This is a genomic window from Mucilaginibacter rivuli (genome assembly GCF_019391655.1).
In the GTDB taxonomy this organism is placed as follows: domain Bacteria; phylum Bacteroidota; class Bacteroidia; order Sphingobacteriales; family Sphingobacteriaceae; genus Mucilaginibacter; species Mucilaginibacter rivuli.
Genome location: NZ_JAHXPQ010000010.1, coordinates 1 through 17,049 on the forward strand (window position 1 = coordinate 1; position 17,049 = coordinate 17,049).

The 17,049-nt window shown below is 44.6% G+C and carries 16 protein-coding genes; 10 read left to right on the top strand and 6 right to left on the bottom strand.

The features are described 5' to 3' along the window. Positions 1-150: 150 nt before the first annotated feature. The 6 genes from KXQ82_RS19005 to KXQ82_RS19030 form a co-directional block, all read right to left on the bottom strand. The gene (locus tag KXQ82_RS19005) at positions 151-1,251 is read right to left on the bottom strand and encodes a bile acid:sodium symporter family protein (RefSeq protein WP_219490249.1); all 1,101 of its coding nucleotides are present in this window, start codon (positions 1,249-1,251) and stop codon (positions 151-153) included. 81 nt (positions 1,252-1,332) lie between these two features. Further along, the gene (locus tag KXQ82_RS19010; RefSeq protein WP_369412491.1) at positions 1,333-2,247 is read right to left on the bottom strand and encodes an AEC family transporter; all 915 of its coding nucleotides are present in this window, start codon (positions 2,245-2,247) and stop codon (positions 1,333-1,335) included. A gap of 164 nt (positions 2,248-2,411) precedes the next feature. Further along, positions 2,412-2,996 (bottom strand): LOG family protein, encoded by a 585-nt coding sequence (locus tag KXQ82_RS19015; RefSeq protein ID WP_219490251.1) that lies wholly within the window; start codon positions 2,994-2,996, stop codon positions 2,412-2,414. Between the two features lie 65 nt (positions 2,997-3,061). Next, a complete protein-coding gene (locus KXQ82_RS19020; RefSeq protein WP_219490253.1) occupies positions 3,062-3,208 on the bottom strand; it encodes a lmo0937 family membrane protein in 147 nt (48 codons plus the stop codon). Between the two features lie 165 nt (positions 3,209-3,373). Then, positions 3,374-3,595, bottom strand: a complete 222-nt coding sequence (locus KXQ82_RS19025) for a DUF2795 domain-containing protein (protein WP_002996718.1) — start codon at positions 3,593-3,595, stop codon at positions 3,374-3,376. Between the two features lie 87 nt (positions 3,596-3,682). After that, on the bottom strand, positions 3,683-4,231 hold the full coding sequence (locus tag KXQ82_RS19030; protein WP_219490255.1) for a cob(I)yrinic acid a,c-diamide adenosyltransferase: 549 nt from the start codon (positions 4,229-4,231) through the stop codon (positions 3,683-3,685). A 132-nt stretch (positions 4,232-4,363) separates the two neighbouring features. On the opposite strand from KXQ82_RS19030, the gene KXQ82_RS19035 reads away from it, so the two are divergent. The 10 genes from KXQ82_RS19035 (at position 4,364) to ureC (ending at position 17,015) form a co-directional block, all read left to right on the top strand. Beyond that, complete coding sequence (locus KXQ82_RS19035) at positions 4,364-5,353, top strand: chitinase (protein ID WP_219490258.1); 990 nt, start codon at positions 4,364-4,366, stop codon at positions 5,351-5,353. A gap of 61 nt (positions 5,354-5,414) precedes the next feature. After that, complete coding sequence (gene rnr, locus KXQ82_RS19040) at positions 5,415-7,550, top strand: ribonuclease R (protein ID WP_219490260.1); 2,136 nt, start codon at positions 5,415-5,417, stop codon at positions 7,548-7,550. A 22-nt stretch (positions 7,551-7,572) separates the two neighbouring features. After that, a complete protein-coding gene (locus tag KXQ82_RS19045) occupies positions 7,573-8,547 on the top strand; it encodes a polyprenyl synthetase family protein (protein ID WP_219490261.1) in 975 nt (324 codons plus the stop codon). Positions 8,548-9,145: 598 nt separating this feature from the next. After that, positions 9,146-9,655 carry a hypothetical protein gene (locus KXQ82_RS19050; RefSeq protein ID WP_219490263.1) on the top strand — a complete coding sequence of 170 codons (510 nt, stop codon included), beginning with the start codon at positions 9,146-9,148 and terminating at the stop codon, positions 9,653-9,655. Positions 9,656-9,744: 89 nt separating this feature from the next. Then, positions 9,745-11,160 (top strand): FAD binding domain-containing protein, encoded by a 1,416-nt coding sequence (locus tag KXQ82_RS19055; RefSeq protein WP_219490264.1) that lies wholly within the window; start codon positions 9,745-9,747, stop codon positions 11,158-11,160. Further along, a complete protein-coding gene (locus KXQ82_RS19060) occupies positions 11,157-13,469 on the top strand; it encodes a xanthine dehydrogenase molybdopterin binding subunit (RefSeq protein ID WP_219490266.1) in 2,313 nt (770 codons plus the stop codon). Before KXQ82_RS19055 ends, KXQ82_RS19060 begins: the two co-directional genes overlap by 4 nt. Next, a complete protein-coding gene (locus KXQ82_RS19065; RefSeq protein WP_219490268.1) occupies positions 13,429-14,397 on the top strand; it encodes an XdhC family protein in 969 nt (322 codons plus the stop codon). The genes KXQ82_RS19060 and KXQ82_RS19065 overlap by 41 nt, the downstream gene beginning before the upstream one ends. 44 nt (positions 14,398-14,441) lie before the next feature. Beyond that, entirely contained in the window at positions 14,442-14,744 is a 303-nt protein-coding gene (gene ureA, locus KXQ82_RS19070) for an urease subunit gamma (protein WP_219490270.1), read from the top strand. A gap of 178 nt (positions 14,745-14,922) precedes the next feature. Then, positions 14,923-15,303, top strand: coding sequence for an urease subunit beta (locus KXQ82_RS19075; RefSeq protein WP_255563741.1), 381 nt, complete (start codon positions 14,923-14,925; stop codon positions 15,301-15,303). After that, entirely contained in the window at positions 15,300-17,015 is a 1,716-nt protein-coding gene (gene ureC / locus KXQ82_RS19080; RefSeq protein WP_219490272.1) for an urease subunit alpha, read from the top strand. The genes KXQ82_RS19075 and ureC overlap by 4 nt, the downstream gene beginning before the upstream one ends. Positions 17,016-17,049: the final 34 nt, after the last annotated feature.

Below are 17,049 nucleotides of genomic sequence, written 5' to 3' on the forward strand. Positions count from 1 at the left end.
ATTCCGCTTCAATGTTAGGTCATTCGTATTTATTCGCATAACTCTTAACTTTAATTATATAAAGCTAATTCTGTTACCGAATTATCTAACCTTTACAGCAATGACATATTGGATATATAGGGCTGGATTATCATTTACACACCTGCACATTTACTCATTTGCATATTCATCTACAGGCACCCGTCCGTGCCACCAGGTAGATAAGGTTGAACCTGTAATATTCATCAGCGGCCCAAATACAGCCGGTGCCAGGCCGATGGTAGCCATCCCTCCCATCAATAATGCAAGGCCCGATGCCAGTCCGCTGTTTTGCATTCCTACTTCTAATGATATGGTACGGCAATCCGCTTCGGGGAAGCGCATTAAACGGCTAAACCAGTAACCCAGCGTAAAGCCGAGGGTATTGTGAATGAATACAGCCAGTATGAGTAATAAGCCTACTTTAAGCAGGCTATCGCGCCCGGCGGCAGTAATAACAACAATAATGAGCGCTATGCCTATCATGGATATTGATGGCATGATCCTGTCTAACCATTTTACTTTACCGCGTAACAGCATGTGGAACAGCAATCCGGCTAAAATAGGGAATATCACTACGTTAGCGGTATCCCAGGCCATTTTACTAAAATCAACTGGTACCAGGCGCCCGGCGAGCAGGCGCATTAATAACGGCGTGAACACCGGCGCCAACAAGGTTGAAATAGTAGTGACAGCGATAGAAAGCGCGAGGTTAGCCCTCGCCAAAAATGACATTACATTTGATGCCAGTCCACTCGGGCAGCAACCTACAAGGATGATCCCGGCGGCAATTTCTTTCGGGAAATTAAATATACTGACCAGGGTAAAACCTATTAAGGGCATAACGGTATAATGGCAAACTACACCAACCAGTACCTTTTTAGGGCTTTTAAATATTGCTGATAATTCTTTTAGGCTCAACTCGCTACCCATACCAAACATAATAACCTGCAGCAACGGTATAATGAGTTTAGATAATTTAAAATTACCGACACTCACAAAATACTGCGGGTAATACATGGCAAAACTAACCGCGCCGAATATGATGAGCGGAAAAGCGAAACCTTTTAACTTTGGCTGTATACGAAATGCCAGCGCTAATGACATAAAGGTTAACATGAGCAACCAGCCCTGGGCTAAAGATATTTGCAGGCCCAGGCATGTCAGGTATGCAATGAGTAGTATAATTGCCGGGATATAATACAATAATTGGGGAGTAGTATTTTTAGTCATGCAAATTGGTTATTAGTTGGCTAAACAAAGCTAATAAATACCAAGATATTGGAAAGGCTCGCTTATGTCTTTACTCCCGGATTATCTCAATATCAACCACCAAAAAGACGTAGTGATAAGCGACAGGATGATGCCGATACCAATGATAAGATTGGATAGTTTGGGGTTAAGGCCATAATCATCTGCTACTACACCGGCGGTCAACAGCGTAGGCATGGCGGCCTCAAAAATACTGATCTTGGCGATGATGCCCTGGTACCCTAATAAGAAAAACACGGCCAATACCAGCGCCGGTGCCAATATGAGTTTGTATAATAAGGTAAGAGACACCAGTTTTAATTCATCGCGCCAGCCCTCGAAATGTAATTGCAGACCGATGGAGAACAAGGCCAAAGGCGCCACCGTTGCGGCAAGTTTATCAATTAGCGGATTGGCGGGTGTGATATCGATAAAGTGCGGAATGATGAGTGCGCCCATACATCCCAGAAATGGCGGGAACTTTAATACCCGTTTTAAAATAACGGCGGCAGTGAGTTCTTGCTTTTGTGATGAGTGAATGGCTACTGCCACCCCCATTGTGGATAGGATAAAGAAAGTAACCTGATCGCAAATAATGGCTATGCTGATGTATTTTTCGCCAAAGTAAGCGGCGATGAGCGGGAAGCCAACGAATGATGTATTGGCTAAGCCCGATGTAAGCCTTAAACCACCCTGCGTAGGTTTAGTTAGTTTTTGACGATTGGCAATTAGCTTTACCATTAACCAGCCGCCAAACCAAACTATAAATGGCGATAATATGGGTATGAACAACTCGTGCGTAAAATGGATGTACGGCAGGTATTTAAATGATACTGCCGGTAATGCGATATAAATGATCCAGGCATTAATGCCTTTATGCGCATCGGCAGGTAAGGTTTTAGCACGGCGAAAAAGCATCCCGGCGAGCATACAAACGGCTATGAGTACAAAGTTTACCATCAATAGCGCAAATATCACATCTTATTGTGATAATGCAATTTTGCTTCATCATAATTTCATAAAGGCCCGATACCTTAGCCTTAACTAAATTATAAAACCATGAAAAAGCTAAGCAGGGTGAATTACTTAATTGTTATTGTAGGATGTGCTTTATTGGGATTATCAAACCATAACGGCTGGCATTAAGTAAGGTTACGGTCTTTAAACCAAACATCGTCGGGTTTGGCATCAAAAGCAGCCATTAGGCTTACCAGTTCAACCGGGTCGGCAGAGGTGAGCACAAGGTCGCGATTGGTGGGTTTGAGGAAACGCTGCTCAACCATTACATCCATTTGTTTGAGCAGGAAATCGTAAAAGCCGTTTACGTTTAACACGCCTATAGGTTTGTTATGCAGGCCAAGTTGCAGCCAGGTGAGCACTTCAAAAAACTCTTCAAGCGTACCAAAGCCACCGGGCAGGGTAATAATCCCCTCGCAAAGGTCGTTCATCATTTGCTTGCGCTGGTGCATATTATCAACAATGTGCATTTCGGTTAAACTTGTATGGCCAACTTCTTTATCCATCAAAAAACCGGGGATAACGCCAATGGCTTTACCGCCGCGAGCCAAAACAGCATCGGCCATTAAGCCCATAACACCAACTTTACCGCCACCAAATACCAGGGCGATATCGCGGCTTACCATTACTTCGGCTAAAAGGTCAACAGCTTGTTTAAGGTTTGGGTCGCCATTAAAGTTGGCGCCGCAGAATACACAGATGGATTTCATATTTCAAATATATGAAAACAAAAAAGCCGCTTGTTAAGCGGCTTTTAATAATGTGTAATGTTTGATCAGGCCCTGCGTATAACGCCTAATAATAAAGCGATAATAGCGATAACCAATAATACGTGGATCAGGCTACCGGCCGAATAAACAAAGGCCCCCAATGCCCAGCCAATGATAAGAATAACAGCGATGATGTACAATAAGCCTCTCATAATAGTATGTTTTTAGTTTTAGTGATTTTTTGAGAAATCAATAACCAAAACCATTCCATGCAGTGCCAACAATACAAAAAAAGCCTCCCGGTTTATCATCGGAAGGCTTAAAAATAAGCTTTAGTGCCACATTAAAGGGCCAAAACAAGTTTTTTGTAAATTATCCTAATATTCGTCCTCGTTAAAAAAGAAGTCGTCTTTTGTAGGGTAATCAGGCCATATTTCTTCTATATTTTCATACGGTTCGCCGTCATCTTCCAGCGCCTGCAGGTTTTCTATAACCTCAACAGGTGCTCCCGAGCGGATAGCGTAATCAATTAATTCGTCTTTAGTTGCAGGCCATGGTGCATCTTCTAAGTGCGATGCTAGTTCGAGAGTCCAATACATATGTTTTTTTCTAAATTTCTGTTAATGTGTGTTTTTGCAAAAGTATAATATTTTTGATCTGATTATCAAATTATTTTTCAAGGTTTTTTAAACCCTCGGTATCCATTGATTTTCAGTTATTTGCTGCTCATTTCCAACCTTCCGCGCAAGCGTAAATAAATAATCGCTAAGCCGGTTCAGGTAAATAATAACCTTATCATCAACAAAACTGTCTTCACTTAAATGCACACTTAAGCGTTCGGCGCGGCGGCATATACAACGGGCAATATGGCAAAAAGATACCGCATTACTACCACCCGGCAATATAAAATGACGCAAAGCAGGTAATTCGCCATCCATCAGGTCTATCTGCTTTTCCAGTAATTCAATATCTGTATTGTGCAGGTCGGGTATTTTCATTCTGGATGTTTCCGGATCAGATGCCAGGCTTGCGCCGATGGTAAACAAGCGGTCCTGTATTTCTTTCAACACCTCCTTATGCCTTGCTGCAATGTCCTGGTCGCGAATGAGGCCGATGTACGAGTTCAACTCGTCAACCGTGCCGTAGCTTTCAATACGCAGGTGATGCTTGGGCACACGTGTACCACCTATAAGCGATGTTAAGCCCTTATCTCCTGTTTTAGTGTAAATTTTCATCCTTGTACAAATAAATACGATTTACCTGCATTTTTATCATGTGTTGATAATTTTTTTGCCGATGAGGGCCAAAACAAACATATTGCGCCTTTACAGGTTTAAAAATAACTAATTTTGCCTGGTAATTGAAAAATGAAAAATACCATTAACTATACACGCATACTTTGCATAGTTGCGCTAACGCTCACTTTGTTCAGTTTTAAATGCGGCTCAGCAACTAACACGCCTCCTGCAAAAGTTAATATTGCCTCCTTTTTTACGGAGAAGGATTTTAACGACTTTTTCCCTTTGCGGGATAAGTTTTACACCTACTCTGCCTTTATGAAAGCGATAAACGATTTAAGCCGCATCAAAATTAAGGTGGAGAAGCGCTCCGTATCCATCTACAAAATAACCCGAATTAATAAATTGAGCGGCAAAGCCATTGTTATACGCCAGGATGAAGATTGGAACGAGCTATGGGCCATTAAAATGCCTTATGCTGTAGCGAATATTGATTTTGGTGATTTTTGCACCGAAAAGGATAATGCTACCAATAAAAAAGAATTAGCAGCCTTTTTCGCGCACATTGCCCACGAAACCCGCCACGGCATGAATGGTAAGTATAACGATGGATTAATGTACACGCATGAGTTAAACACCACGTTACAATATATTTCGGATAGTGATGATTACCCGGCAGCAAAAGGCAAGTTGTACTATGGTCGCGGGCCGTTGCAATTGAGCTTTAATGGTAATTACGGCTATGCCTCGTCGTTCATTTTTGGTGATAAGAATATCCTGTTAAAAAATCCGGACCTGGTTACCAGTGATGCGGCAGTGGCTTTTAAGACCGCTATATACTTCTGGATGACGCCCATCACCACCAAACCATCGGCACATGATGTGATGGCAGGCAACTGGAAACCCAATGCCGATGATGCAGCCAAGGGCCGCACAGCCGGCTTTGGCATGACTACCGTTATTGTTAACGGTGCCGTAGAATGCAATAAGGGCGACACAGGCCCCGATGCGGGCAGTATGAACGATCGTATTGGCTATTATCAATACTTTTTGAAAAAGTTAGGCATTACCGATGATAACTGCGCGTGCAGTTGTGGTAAAATGACGCCTTATCCATAAATAACATTACAAAAAAATACAAGGTGCAGTAAATACCGTATCTTAGAAACAAATAATTAATATGTCTAAAAAAGATAAAGACCATGGCATTAAACAGGTGTTTACCCAACTGGTACTCAACGTGTTCGAATCCAATGGCAACCAACCACTAAATTACAAGCAGGTAGCTGCAAAACTCAACATACTCGATCCGCAATCAAAACAAGTAATACTCGAGATATTAAAAGACCAGGCCTTTAGCCAAACGCTGAAGGAGATAACGCCGGGTAAATTCCAGTTACACCAGCTTAAAACCTTTGTTGAAGGTAAAGTTGACCTTACTAATGATGGCTCGGCATTTATTGTGACCGATGATGAGGATGAGAACGATATTTTTGTTGCCCCCCGCAAGTTGCGCAATGCGCTTAACGGCGACCGTGTAAAGGTTTACGTTTATGGTAAAAGCAAGGGCAAACGCAAAGAGGGCGAAGTGATAGAGATATTGCAGCGCGCCAAAATGGAGTTTACGGGCATCCTTAAACTATCAGAACGCTTCGCGTTTTTTGTGCCTGATGACAGGAAGATGCTGCACGATATCTTCATCCCCTTAAATGAGCTAAACGGCGCTAAAAACGGCGAAAAAGCAGTTGCTATGATAACCGACTGGCCGCCCGAAGCGAAGAACCCCGTTGGCCGGATAAAAGCTGTATTAGGTAAGCAGGGTGAGAACGATACCGAAATGAACGCCATATTGGCTGAGTACGGTTTCCCGCTCTCCTTCCCTGCCGAAGTTGAACATGAGTCGGAAATGATACCGGATGTGATAAGTAACGAAGAAATTGCCAAACGCCGCGATTTCAGGGATGTGCTTACCTTCACCATCGACCCTTTTGATGCCAAAGATTTTGATGATGCCATATCCTTTAAATACATGGATAACGGCAATTACGAAGTAGGCGTACACATTGCCGATGTATCACACTATATCATTCCAGATTCGGCTTTAGATAAAGAGGCGTTTGAGCGTGGCACATCTGTTTATTTGGTAGACAGGGTTATCCCGATGCTTCCCGAAAGGTTATCAAACGGTTTATGCTCATTGCGCCCTAACGAGGATAAGCTATGCTTTTCGGCTGTGTTTGAGCTGGATGAAGATGCCAATGTTGTAGATTCGTGGTTTGGTAAAACCATCATCCATAGTAATAAGCGTTTTGCTTACGAGGACGTGCAAACCATTATTGAGAATGAAGCAGGCGAATATGTAAAAGAAATTTTGCTGCTTAATAAACTTGCTTACAAACTGCGCGGCCGTAAATTTAAGAACGGCGCCATCAGCTTTGAAACTACCGAGGTTAAATTTAAGCTGGACGAAACCGGTAAGCCTATCGGTGTTTATGTTAAAGAGCGTAAAGATGCTCACAAGCTGATTGAGGATTATATGTTGCTGGCCAACCGCAAGGTAGCCGAGTATGTAGCCAACCTGGGCAAAGGCAAAAACAAATACACTTTTGTATACCGCTCGCACGATTCACCAAAAACCGAGTCGTTGGCTAATTTCGCGCAGTTTGCTGCAAGGTTTGGTTATAAGATAAACACCAAATCGGATAAGGAAACCGCTAAATCGCTCAACCATTTGATGGAAGATGTGGAAGGAAAAAAGGAGCAGAATGTGTTAACCAGCCTGGCTATACGCTCTATGGCAAAGGCTATCTATACCACTAAAAAGACCAGTCACTACGGTTTAGCGTTCGATTTTTATACGCACTTTACCTCGCCTATCCGCAGGTACCCTGATGTGATGTCGCATCGCTTATTGCAGCATTATTTGCACCATGGGCAGTCGGCCAATGCCGAGCATTACGAGGTAATGTGCGTGCATAGTTCGCAAATGGAGAAGAAAGCAGCAGATGCAGAACGTGCCTCTATCAAATACAAGCAGGCCGAATACCTGAAAGAGCAGGTTGGTAATGTTTTCGCGGGTATCATTTCTGGTGTTACCGAATGGGGTATGTATGTAGAGATCATCGAGAACAAATGCGAGGGCATGATACGCCTGCGCGATATTTCGGATGACTTTTATACTTTGGATGAGAAGAACTACTGTATCATCGGCCAGCGTAAAAAGAAGATATATCAGTTGGGCGATGAAGTGAAAATAAAGGTGAAGACCGTAGATCTTACTAAAAAACAAATAGATTTTACTTTGGTGCAAGATTAATAACTTTGTGCCATTGAATACTATGCATACTATCCCCGAACTACAAGAACTAATTACCGGCGCCCTCGCTGTAAAAAAATACGGTGAAGCGCCGGTTGAACTTTATGAGCCGATAGAATACATCATGTCGTTAGGTGGTAAGCGCCTGCGGCCCTGTCTGCTCCTAATGGCTTGTGATTTGTTTGGTGGTGATGTGATACAGGCTATTCAGCCTGCATTAGCTATCGAGGTGTTCCATAATTTCACGCTGATGCATGATGATATTATGGATAAGGCCCCATTACGTCGCGGTAAGCAAACCGTTCACGAAAAGTGGAACCCGAATATAGCTATCCTTGCCGGGGATGTGATGATGGTGGAAGCCAATAAGCTCATTATGCAGGTGGATAACGCTATACTACGTCCTGTATTGGATGTCTTCAATGAAACAGCCGTAGGTGTTTGCGAAGGCCAGCAGATTGATATGAACTTTGAAACGCGGGATAAGGTAGCTGTTGATGAATACATCAATATGATACGCCTGAAAACTGCTGTTCTGTTAGGTGGTACACTTAAAATAGGCTCAATTATAGGCGGCGCCAATACCACCGATGCTTCCCTCCTATACAGTTTTGGCGAACAATTAGGTATTGCCTTCCAGTTACAGGATGATATTCTCGACGTTTACGGCGACCCGGAGAAATTTGGCAAGCAGGTTGGCGGCGATATTCTGTCGAACAAAAAAACCTACCTCCTGATTAAAGCGCTGGAAACTGCTACCGGCGATACATTAAAAGAATTAAACCATTGGCTCAGTGTTACTGAATACGACCCTATTGAAAAGGTAACCGCTGTAAAGGCCATCTACAATCAACTCTCCATCCGCGAACAAGCCGAAGCCGAAATGAATCGCTATGCCGAGATGGCGATGAGCAACTTTGAACAGATCAACCTGCCCGAAGAACGTAAAAGCATTTTGAAGGAGTTTGCTGATGCTTTGTTGGTGAGGGAGTATTAGTATCATCCCTGAAAAGTTTGGCAACTTTTTAAAAGTTTTCAAATCTAACTTGGTCTGTGAAGTCTGTCGCATACTCCTCATAGCCGGAGGAGCTTAGTTACTTTTCCTTGATGAAAAGTAACCAAAAATCAAGTCGCAACACTGCTACCCTGCGCTCCCTGCCGGTTCTTAACGCCGCACCGTTACGCTTTGCTCCACTCAGTACAGCTAAACCGTCATTCCCGCCATACGCCCGGCCCGCTCCGTTGCGACAGCCCCGCGCTCCTTTTTTAATAATCTTGATTCCTATGCTTGTCCCTTAATTCTTTTTTTCGACAGTAAATAAGTTTCGGCCAAAAGCGGGCAAAACAATGGTGGCCTGTGCGGTTGCAGGGCATAGCAATTTTTGCAGAAGTAAGGCCCCGAGCGAGCGAAGCAGGGCGAAAGGTTGCAGCCCAGATTTTGCCCGCTTGTGCGGCACGGCCTGTGCGAAAAGAAACCTCTTTACTGTCTTGACTTTTGGTTCTTTGGGTCAAGCCAAAGAACAAAGCCCTCGCGGGCATAGCGGGCATCCAACTAATAGTTATTACATTCAATCTTTAAATGAAAAATAATTACGATGAGTCCAATCAATATATTAGAGAATCAAAGAAAATTTAGAGAAGCTATCGGCCAATTTATCACCGCATTTGCAGAAGTTGAAGTGTATTTAACGATATATGACTCAATGATTGACAGCAAAAGAACTAATAATGTTTTCTTAGTTGAATCATTTTCTAATCCTCTAAAAATTAAGCTAAAACACATTAATAGATTTATTAAAGAGTATCTTGGTGATAACTTTTATCTTAGATGGCAAATCATTGAAGCTGAAATTGAAGATTTGAATTTGTTCAGACATCATATAATTCATGGGACAGGTTTTTCAAGTTACTGGTCTGAAACTATCAAGACAATGCTTAAAGAGGATTCAAAAAATCAAATCTTAAATCACAGAGAGTTTTCAATTAAAGATATAAAAGCGCTGTCGGAAAGAGTTTATCATGTTCTAACCGGAAATGACGGGATTCAAGGGATTTTCTTTGAAGACTTTATGAGAGATTTTAAAACTTATCTGCAATCTCAATAGCTTTAATACACAATAATCTTCACAAATTTTATTGCAAATCCTCATCATTTCTGCTAACTTTATCGTTTGTATATCAATAAAACGCAATTTTGACTAAATTTATTCTAAATAATAAAGAAATTACAACCGTACTACCACAGGGTATGCTCCTGCTTGATTTTATCAGGTATCAGCAAAACCTGAAAGGAACCAAGATTGGTTGCCGCGAGGGTGATTGTGGGGCATGCACCGTTTTGCTTGGCGAATTGAAAGACGGGCAGGTAAAATACCAATCCGCTACGTCCTGCTTAACCCCGCTGGGTAATATTCATAACAAACACGTGGTGACCGTTGAGGGCGTAAATATGGAAGCCCTCAACCCTATCCAGCAGGCCATGTGCGATACCGGCGGCACCCAATGCGGCTTCTGCACACCGGGTTTTATTGTATCGATGGCTGGTTATTGTTTAAGCGATGCGGAACCGACACAACAAAACGCCGTTGCCGCGGTGGATGGCAATATTTGCCGTTGTACGGGATATAAATCGATAGAGCGTGCTTTGGATAAACTGAATGTACTTTTGGCCGATAAACCCGGGCAGGATGCCACCACCTTCGTCACCGAAAAGGCTATCCTCCCATCTTATTTTATAAGCATTCCCGAAAGGTTAAAACTGTTACAAGCCAGTGCAAACGGAACGCAACCAAAACCCGCGGCCCGTTTTGTTGGCGGCGGTACCGATCTGTACGTGCAACAGCATGAAGCTATGGTTTATGCCGATATTGATTTCCTCGCACCAAAACAGGAATTAAAAGGCGTTAGCCTTAACAGCGATACTTGCACCATTGGCGGCGCGACTACGGTAACACAATTTGCCAGCTCGCCCATTATACAAAAGGCTTTTGCGAATGTACAGCAATATGTTGAGTTGGTATCATCAACGCCCATCCGTAACATAGCCACCTTCGCGGGCAACTTTGTAAACGCCTCGCCCATTGGCGATTTCTCCATTTTCTTTTTGGCCTTGGATGCGCAACTGGAAATGAGAGATGGTACAAGTACCCGCAATATCCCGTTAAGGCAATTTTATAAAGGCTATAAAACTTTGGATAAGCAACCCCAGGAATATATCAGCAAATTCAGCTTCCGTTTGCCGGATGCCAATACGCTTTTCAATTTTGAAAAGGTAAGCAAGCGTACCCACTTAGATATTGCCAGCGTAAATAGCGCCATCGAATTGGTGATGAACGGCGATACCATAACTGTAGCATCTATTTCCGCAGGCGGCGTTGGGCCAACGCCTTTGTATTTAACGAAGGCCTCGGCTTTCTTTACTGGAAAAACATTGACTGAAGATTTGGTATTAGAAGCCATAGAGATAGCCCAAACCGAAGTCAGCCCCATTAGTGATGCCCGCGGCACCGACGATTATAAACGTCTGTTGTTGGGCCAGTTGATAAAGGCGCACTTTATTAAACTGTTCCCCGCGCTGCAAATTGATAAACTGTTAACCCTCGCCGTATGAAGAATATAGATTCCAAAACCCATACGCGTGGCGAGTCGATTTACCTCGACGACATTCCTTTGATACAAGGCACCTTGTTTGGCTGCGTTTATGGTTCGCCTATTGCACATGGCAAACTTAAAGGCATCGATTTAGCCGAAGCTCTAAAAGTTGAGGGCGTTGTGCAAATTTACACCCACAAAGACATTACCGGCGAAAACCAGATAGGTGGCATTGTGCCAGATGAACCGCTTTTGGCCGAGCACCACGTAGATTTTTGCGGCATGCCCGTAGCCTTCGTAGTTGCCGAAACTGATGAAGCGGCACGCCACGCGGCTAAACTCATTAAAGCCGATATTGAGCCACTTCCTGTCATCACTGATCCGCGCGAGGCACAGGCATTAGGACAACTCATCGTTCCGCCGCGTACGCACCGTTTGGGCGATATTGATGCCGCATGGCAGCAGTGTGAGTATATTTTTGAGGGGCAGGCTGATACGAATGGTCAGGAGCATTTATACATCGAAACGCAGGGAGCTTACGCCATTCCGCAGGAGAATGATGCAATAAAACTGTATTCGAGTACGCAAAGTCCGCGCGCTACGCAGGCGGCATCATGCAAAGTAACCGGTTTGCCCATGCACCAGGTCGAGGTAGATGTGATACGCCTTGGCGGCGGTTTTGGAGGTAAAGAAGATCAGGCCAATGCCTGGGCAGCTTTATGCGCATTAGCCGCTCATACGCTAAAAAAACCGGTAAAATACTCGCTCGACCGCATGGAAGATATGCGTATGACGGGCAAGCGCCACCCCTATTCGTCCGACTTTAAAATTGGTTTGGATAAGAACTATAAGATACTGGCCTACGATGTTACCTTTTACCAAAACGCCGGTGCCGCCGCCGATCTTTCGCCGGCTGTATTAGAGCGTACACTGTTCCATTGCACCAACAGCTATTTTATTCCGAATGTTAAAGCCGTAGCCTACAGCTGCCGTACGCATTTACCACCTAACACCGCTTTCCGTGGCTTTGGCGGTCCGCAGGGCATGTTCGTTATTGAGGCAGCTATCAATAAAGCTGCGGAGAATTTGGGCGTAAATGCGACCGTTATTCAGAAAGCAAACCTCAACAAAACAGGCGATGAGTTTGCTTACGGCCAAAAGGCTGAAAGTGAATCACATGCCTGCTGGGAAAAGGCGGAAGATATTTACAATATTGAATCGGTAATAAAAGAGACGGATTGGTTCAACAAAACCAATGTACTTTACAAAAAGGGCATTTCGTTTATGCCGATATGCTTCGGTATCTCGTTCACCAACACCATGATGAACCAGGCACGTGCTTTGGTGCATGTGTACACTGATGGTAGCGTGAGCGTGAGCACCGGCGCGGTGGAAATGGGCCAGGGCGTGAATACCAAAATGATACAAGTAGCATCGCATGTGTTTGCCATTAGTCCCGACAAGGTAAAACTAAAAAGCACCAGCACCGACCGTGTGGCCAATACATCGCCATCCGCGGCAAGCGCCACCGCCGACTTGAATGGTAAAGCAACATATTTAGCCTGTACCGCCATCGCCGAAAGGCTTTTAGCCGTAGCTGCCGAAGAATTGCATGTAGATGTAAGCACGCTGAGTTTGAAAGATGAGTTTGTTTGCGCCAATGGCAAGAATACCGAAATTGATTGGAAACGATTGGTGATGATGGCTTTCTTTAAACGTGTTAACTTGTCAGAACATGCGCATTATGCCACGCCAATTATCCATTATGATAAGCTGAAAGAAAAAGGCCACCCCTTTGCCTATCACGTTTACGGCACGGCCATAACCGAAGTAACAATTGATTGCCTTCGCGGGACGTATACCATTGATGCGGTTAAAGTAGTACACGATTTTGGCCAAAGCATGAACCCGATGATAGACCGCGGACAAATTGAAGGCGGCATTGTGCAGGGCCTCGGTTGGATGACCATTGAGGAACTGATTTACGATAAGGACGGCAAACTACGCTCGAACGCGTTATCAACTTACAAAGTGCCTGATATTTATTCGGTACCCAAAGTATTGGATATCGACTTTTTAGATAACAGCAAGGATAACCTGGCCATCTTCCGCTCAAAAGCGGTTGGCGAGCCCCCGTTGATGTACGGGATAGGCGCCTTCTTCGCTTTGCGTAACGCGATAAAGACGTTTAATCCGAAAGCTCAGGTACCTTTCTCTGCACCGATGACACCCGAGAAAACTTTGATGGCCCTATATTCCAAACCACTGCAACCCGACCAGGAAAAGAATGAAGAAACAACAAGCAGTCTGGAAGTTAATAGCCAATAGTTTAAGGCAAAGTACGCCCATAATGCTGTTGTATGTGTTGGAAAGCAAAGGCAGCAGCCCTGGCCGCAAACGTTTTTTTATGGCTGTTACCCGCGATGGCGTAATGGAAGGCTCAATAGGCGGTGGCATTATGGAACACAAGTTTGTGGAAATGGCCAAAGAAAAGCTGCAACACAACGAGCCAACCATCAGCGTTAAGCAGCAAATACATGACAAACAAGCCGCTAAAAACCAAAGCGGCATGATATGCTCGGGTGAACAGACGATAATGCTCTACCGGGTTAAACAGGAAAATTTAAAAACAATAGATAATATTACAGCCAGCCTCGAACTAAATAATAACGGTTTGTTAATGCTCTCGCCAAATGGTTTAGCTTTTGATGATGAACTGAATGGTCGCGATGATGTGTTTCAGATAAAGTCAGAAACGGATTGGTTTTATCATGAAGTAACGGGCTACCGCAATCATATCCACATCATCGGCGGCGGACATTGTGCGTTGGAACTTTCGCGGATGATGAGTGTGCTGGGGTTTTATGTTCATGTGTATGAGGACAGGCCCGAACTAAATACCCTCCAGCAAAATGAATACGCCAACGAGAAAACTTTAGTTAATGACTATAGTGAGTTGAATGATATAATTAATTCAAATACAAGTAATTATGTTGTTTTAATGACATGGGGGTATCGTACCGATGATATCGCATTAAGGGCGATAATTAACAAAGAGTTTAAGTACCTCGGCGTATTGGGTAGCCGTAAAAAGATTAAAAAAATGTTTACCGATTACGCCGAAATAGGTATTGATGAAACAAAACTGAAACGCATCCACTCGCCCATCGGCATACAAATCAAAAGCCAAACACCTGAAGAGATAGCGGTGAGCATAGCGGCGCAAATTATCAAAGTAAAAAATGCCTCGCTGTAGGCTTAATTAAATGATTTTTAATATATTGAGCTTTATTTAAACAGATGCATTTAACACCCAGAGAATCAGAAAAGTTATTATTGTTCCTTGCGGGAGAACTGGCCGAAAAGCGTAAAGCACGGGGATTGAAATTAAACTATCCGGAAGCGATAGCATTGATTAGCAGTCACCTGCAGGAAGCTGCCCGTGATGGCCGTTCCGTTGCCGACCTGATGCAATACGGCGCCACCATCCTCACCCGCGATGACGTAATGGAAGGCATCCCCGAAATGATACACGAGATACAGATAGAAGCCACATTTCCGGATGGTACGAAATTGGTTACGGTGCATGATCCGATAAGGTGACCTCCTAACCCCCTGAAGGTGGAAGTGATGTCGGCCTAGACAAATTAATAAAAGCACCGGGCGGTGCGATTCCCCTCTTGAGAGGGGTGCAGGGTTGTATCACTCGCGAATAACACACCTCGCCATCACACAAGTCAACGCACGCCCCTCTCAAGAGGGGATTTAAAACAAAAAACAAATGCCCATGATACCAGGCGAATACATACTCAAATCCGAACCCATCCAATGTAATGTTGGCCGCCCAACCATCAACATAACCGTCGTAAACACCGGCGACCGCCCCGTGCAGGTTGGCTCACATTATCACTTCTTCGAAAGCAATAAACAACTGGAGTTTGATCGCGCCAAGGCATTTGGCATGCGGTTGAACATCGCGGCTAGCACGGCCGTACGCTTTGAACCGGGCGAAGAAAAGGAAGTAACACTCACCACCTTTGGCGGAAATCGTAAAATATACGGTTTTAACAATCTGGTTAACGGTGAAACTATTTCCGCCGCAGCGAAACAAAAAGCTATGGAAAAAGTATTGGCACAGGGCTTTAAAAATAAAACCACATGAGTTTAAGCATCAACCGCATAAAATACGCCAACATGTTTGGCCCAACCACGGGCGATAAAGTGCGCCTGGGCGACACCGATCTCATCATCGAAATTGAAAAAGACTTTACCGTTTACGGCGACGAGGGCAAGTTTGGCGGCGGCAAAACCATCCGCGATGGTATGGCGCAATCGGCAACAGCAACCCGCAGCGAAAACGTGCTCGATTTTGTCATTACCAGTGTGATGATAATCGATCATTGGGGTATTGTAAAAGGCGATATTGGCATAAAAGATGGTAAGATAGTCGCCATTGGCAAAGCAGGCAACTCTGATACCATGGATGGCGTAACGTCCAACATGATCATCGGCGCATCTACCGAGGTGCATGGCGGCGCGGGTTTGATAGCCACAGCAGGTGGCATAGATACGCATATCCACTTTATTTGTCCGCAGCAGATAGACCATGCTTTATTCAGCGGAATAACCACTATGATAGGCGGTGGCACAGGCCCTGCCGATGGTACCAACGCCACTACCGTTACCCCCGGCGCATGGAATATCGAAAAAATGCTGCAATCGGCGGATGCCTTCCCGATGAACCTTGGTTTTTTCGGCAAAGGCAATTGCGCCGAGCTGGCACCTTTGCAAGAACAGATCGAAGCCGGGGCGTTAGGCTTAAAAATACACGAGGATTGGGGCTCCACTCCTGCTGTTATTGATGCTTCACTTAAAATAGCGGATGAGTTTGATATACAGGTTGCTATACATACCGACACGTTGAACGAAGCCGGCTTTTTGGAAGATACCATCAAAGCTATCAATGGCCGCGTGATACACACTTTCCATACCGAAGGCGCGGGAGGTGGGCATGCGCCGGATATTATCAAGGCGGCTATGTACCCTAATATTTTGCCATCGTCAACAAATCCAACACGTCCATACACGGTTAACACGATTGATGAGCATTTGGATATGCTGATGGTTTGCCACCATTTAGATAAGTCGGTGCCCGAGGATGTGGCTTTCGCCGATTCGCGTATCCGCCCCGAAACCATCGCCGCTGAGGATATTCTGCATGATATGGGCGTTTTCAGCATGATGAGTTCCGACTCGCAGGCCATGGGCCGCGTGGCCGAGGTAATTACCCGCACCTGGCAAACGGCCGATAAGATGAAAAAACAGCGCGGCTTTTTACCGCAGGATAAGGAGAACGATAACTATCGCGTAAAGCGTTATTTGGCAAAATACACCATTAACCCGGCAATTAGTCATGGTATTTCGGAGTACGTAGGTTCGTTAGAGCCGGGTAAGCTTGCCGATCTGGTATTATGGAAACCATCCATGTTTGGCGCTAAGCCCGAAATGATCGTAAAAGGCGGCATGATCATCGCCGCTCGCATGGGCGATCCGAACGCCTCCATACCAACGCCGCAGCCTGTAATTTACCGCCACATGTTTGGCGCGCATGGCAAGGCCTTGTTTAAAACCTGTGCCACCTTTGTTTCGCAGCTTTCGGTAGATAAGGGTGTGGTACAAAGTTATGGTTTGGATAAAATGCTGCTCCCTGTAAAAAACTGTCGCAACATTGGTAAAAAGGACCTTATTCATAACAATGCCACGCCACAGATAGATGTAAACCCCGAAAATTACCATGTACAAGTTGATGGCGAGCACATCACCTGCGAACCGGTTTCTGTGGTGCCGTTAGCACAGCGGTACTTTTTGTTTTAGCCCCCGGCCTCCTAAAGGGAGAGTAATTAACACT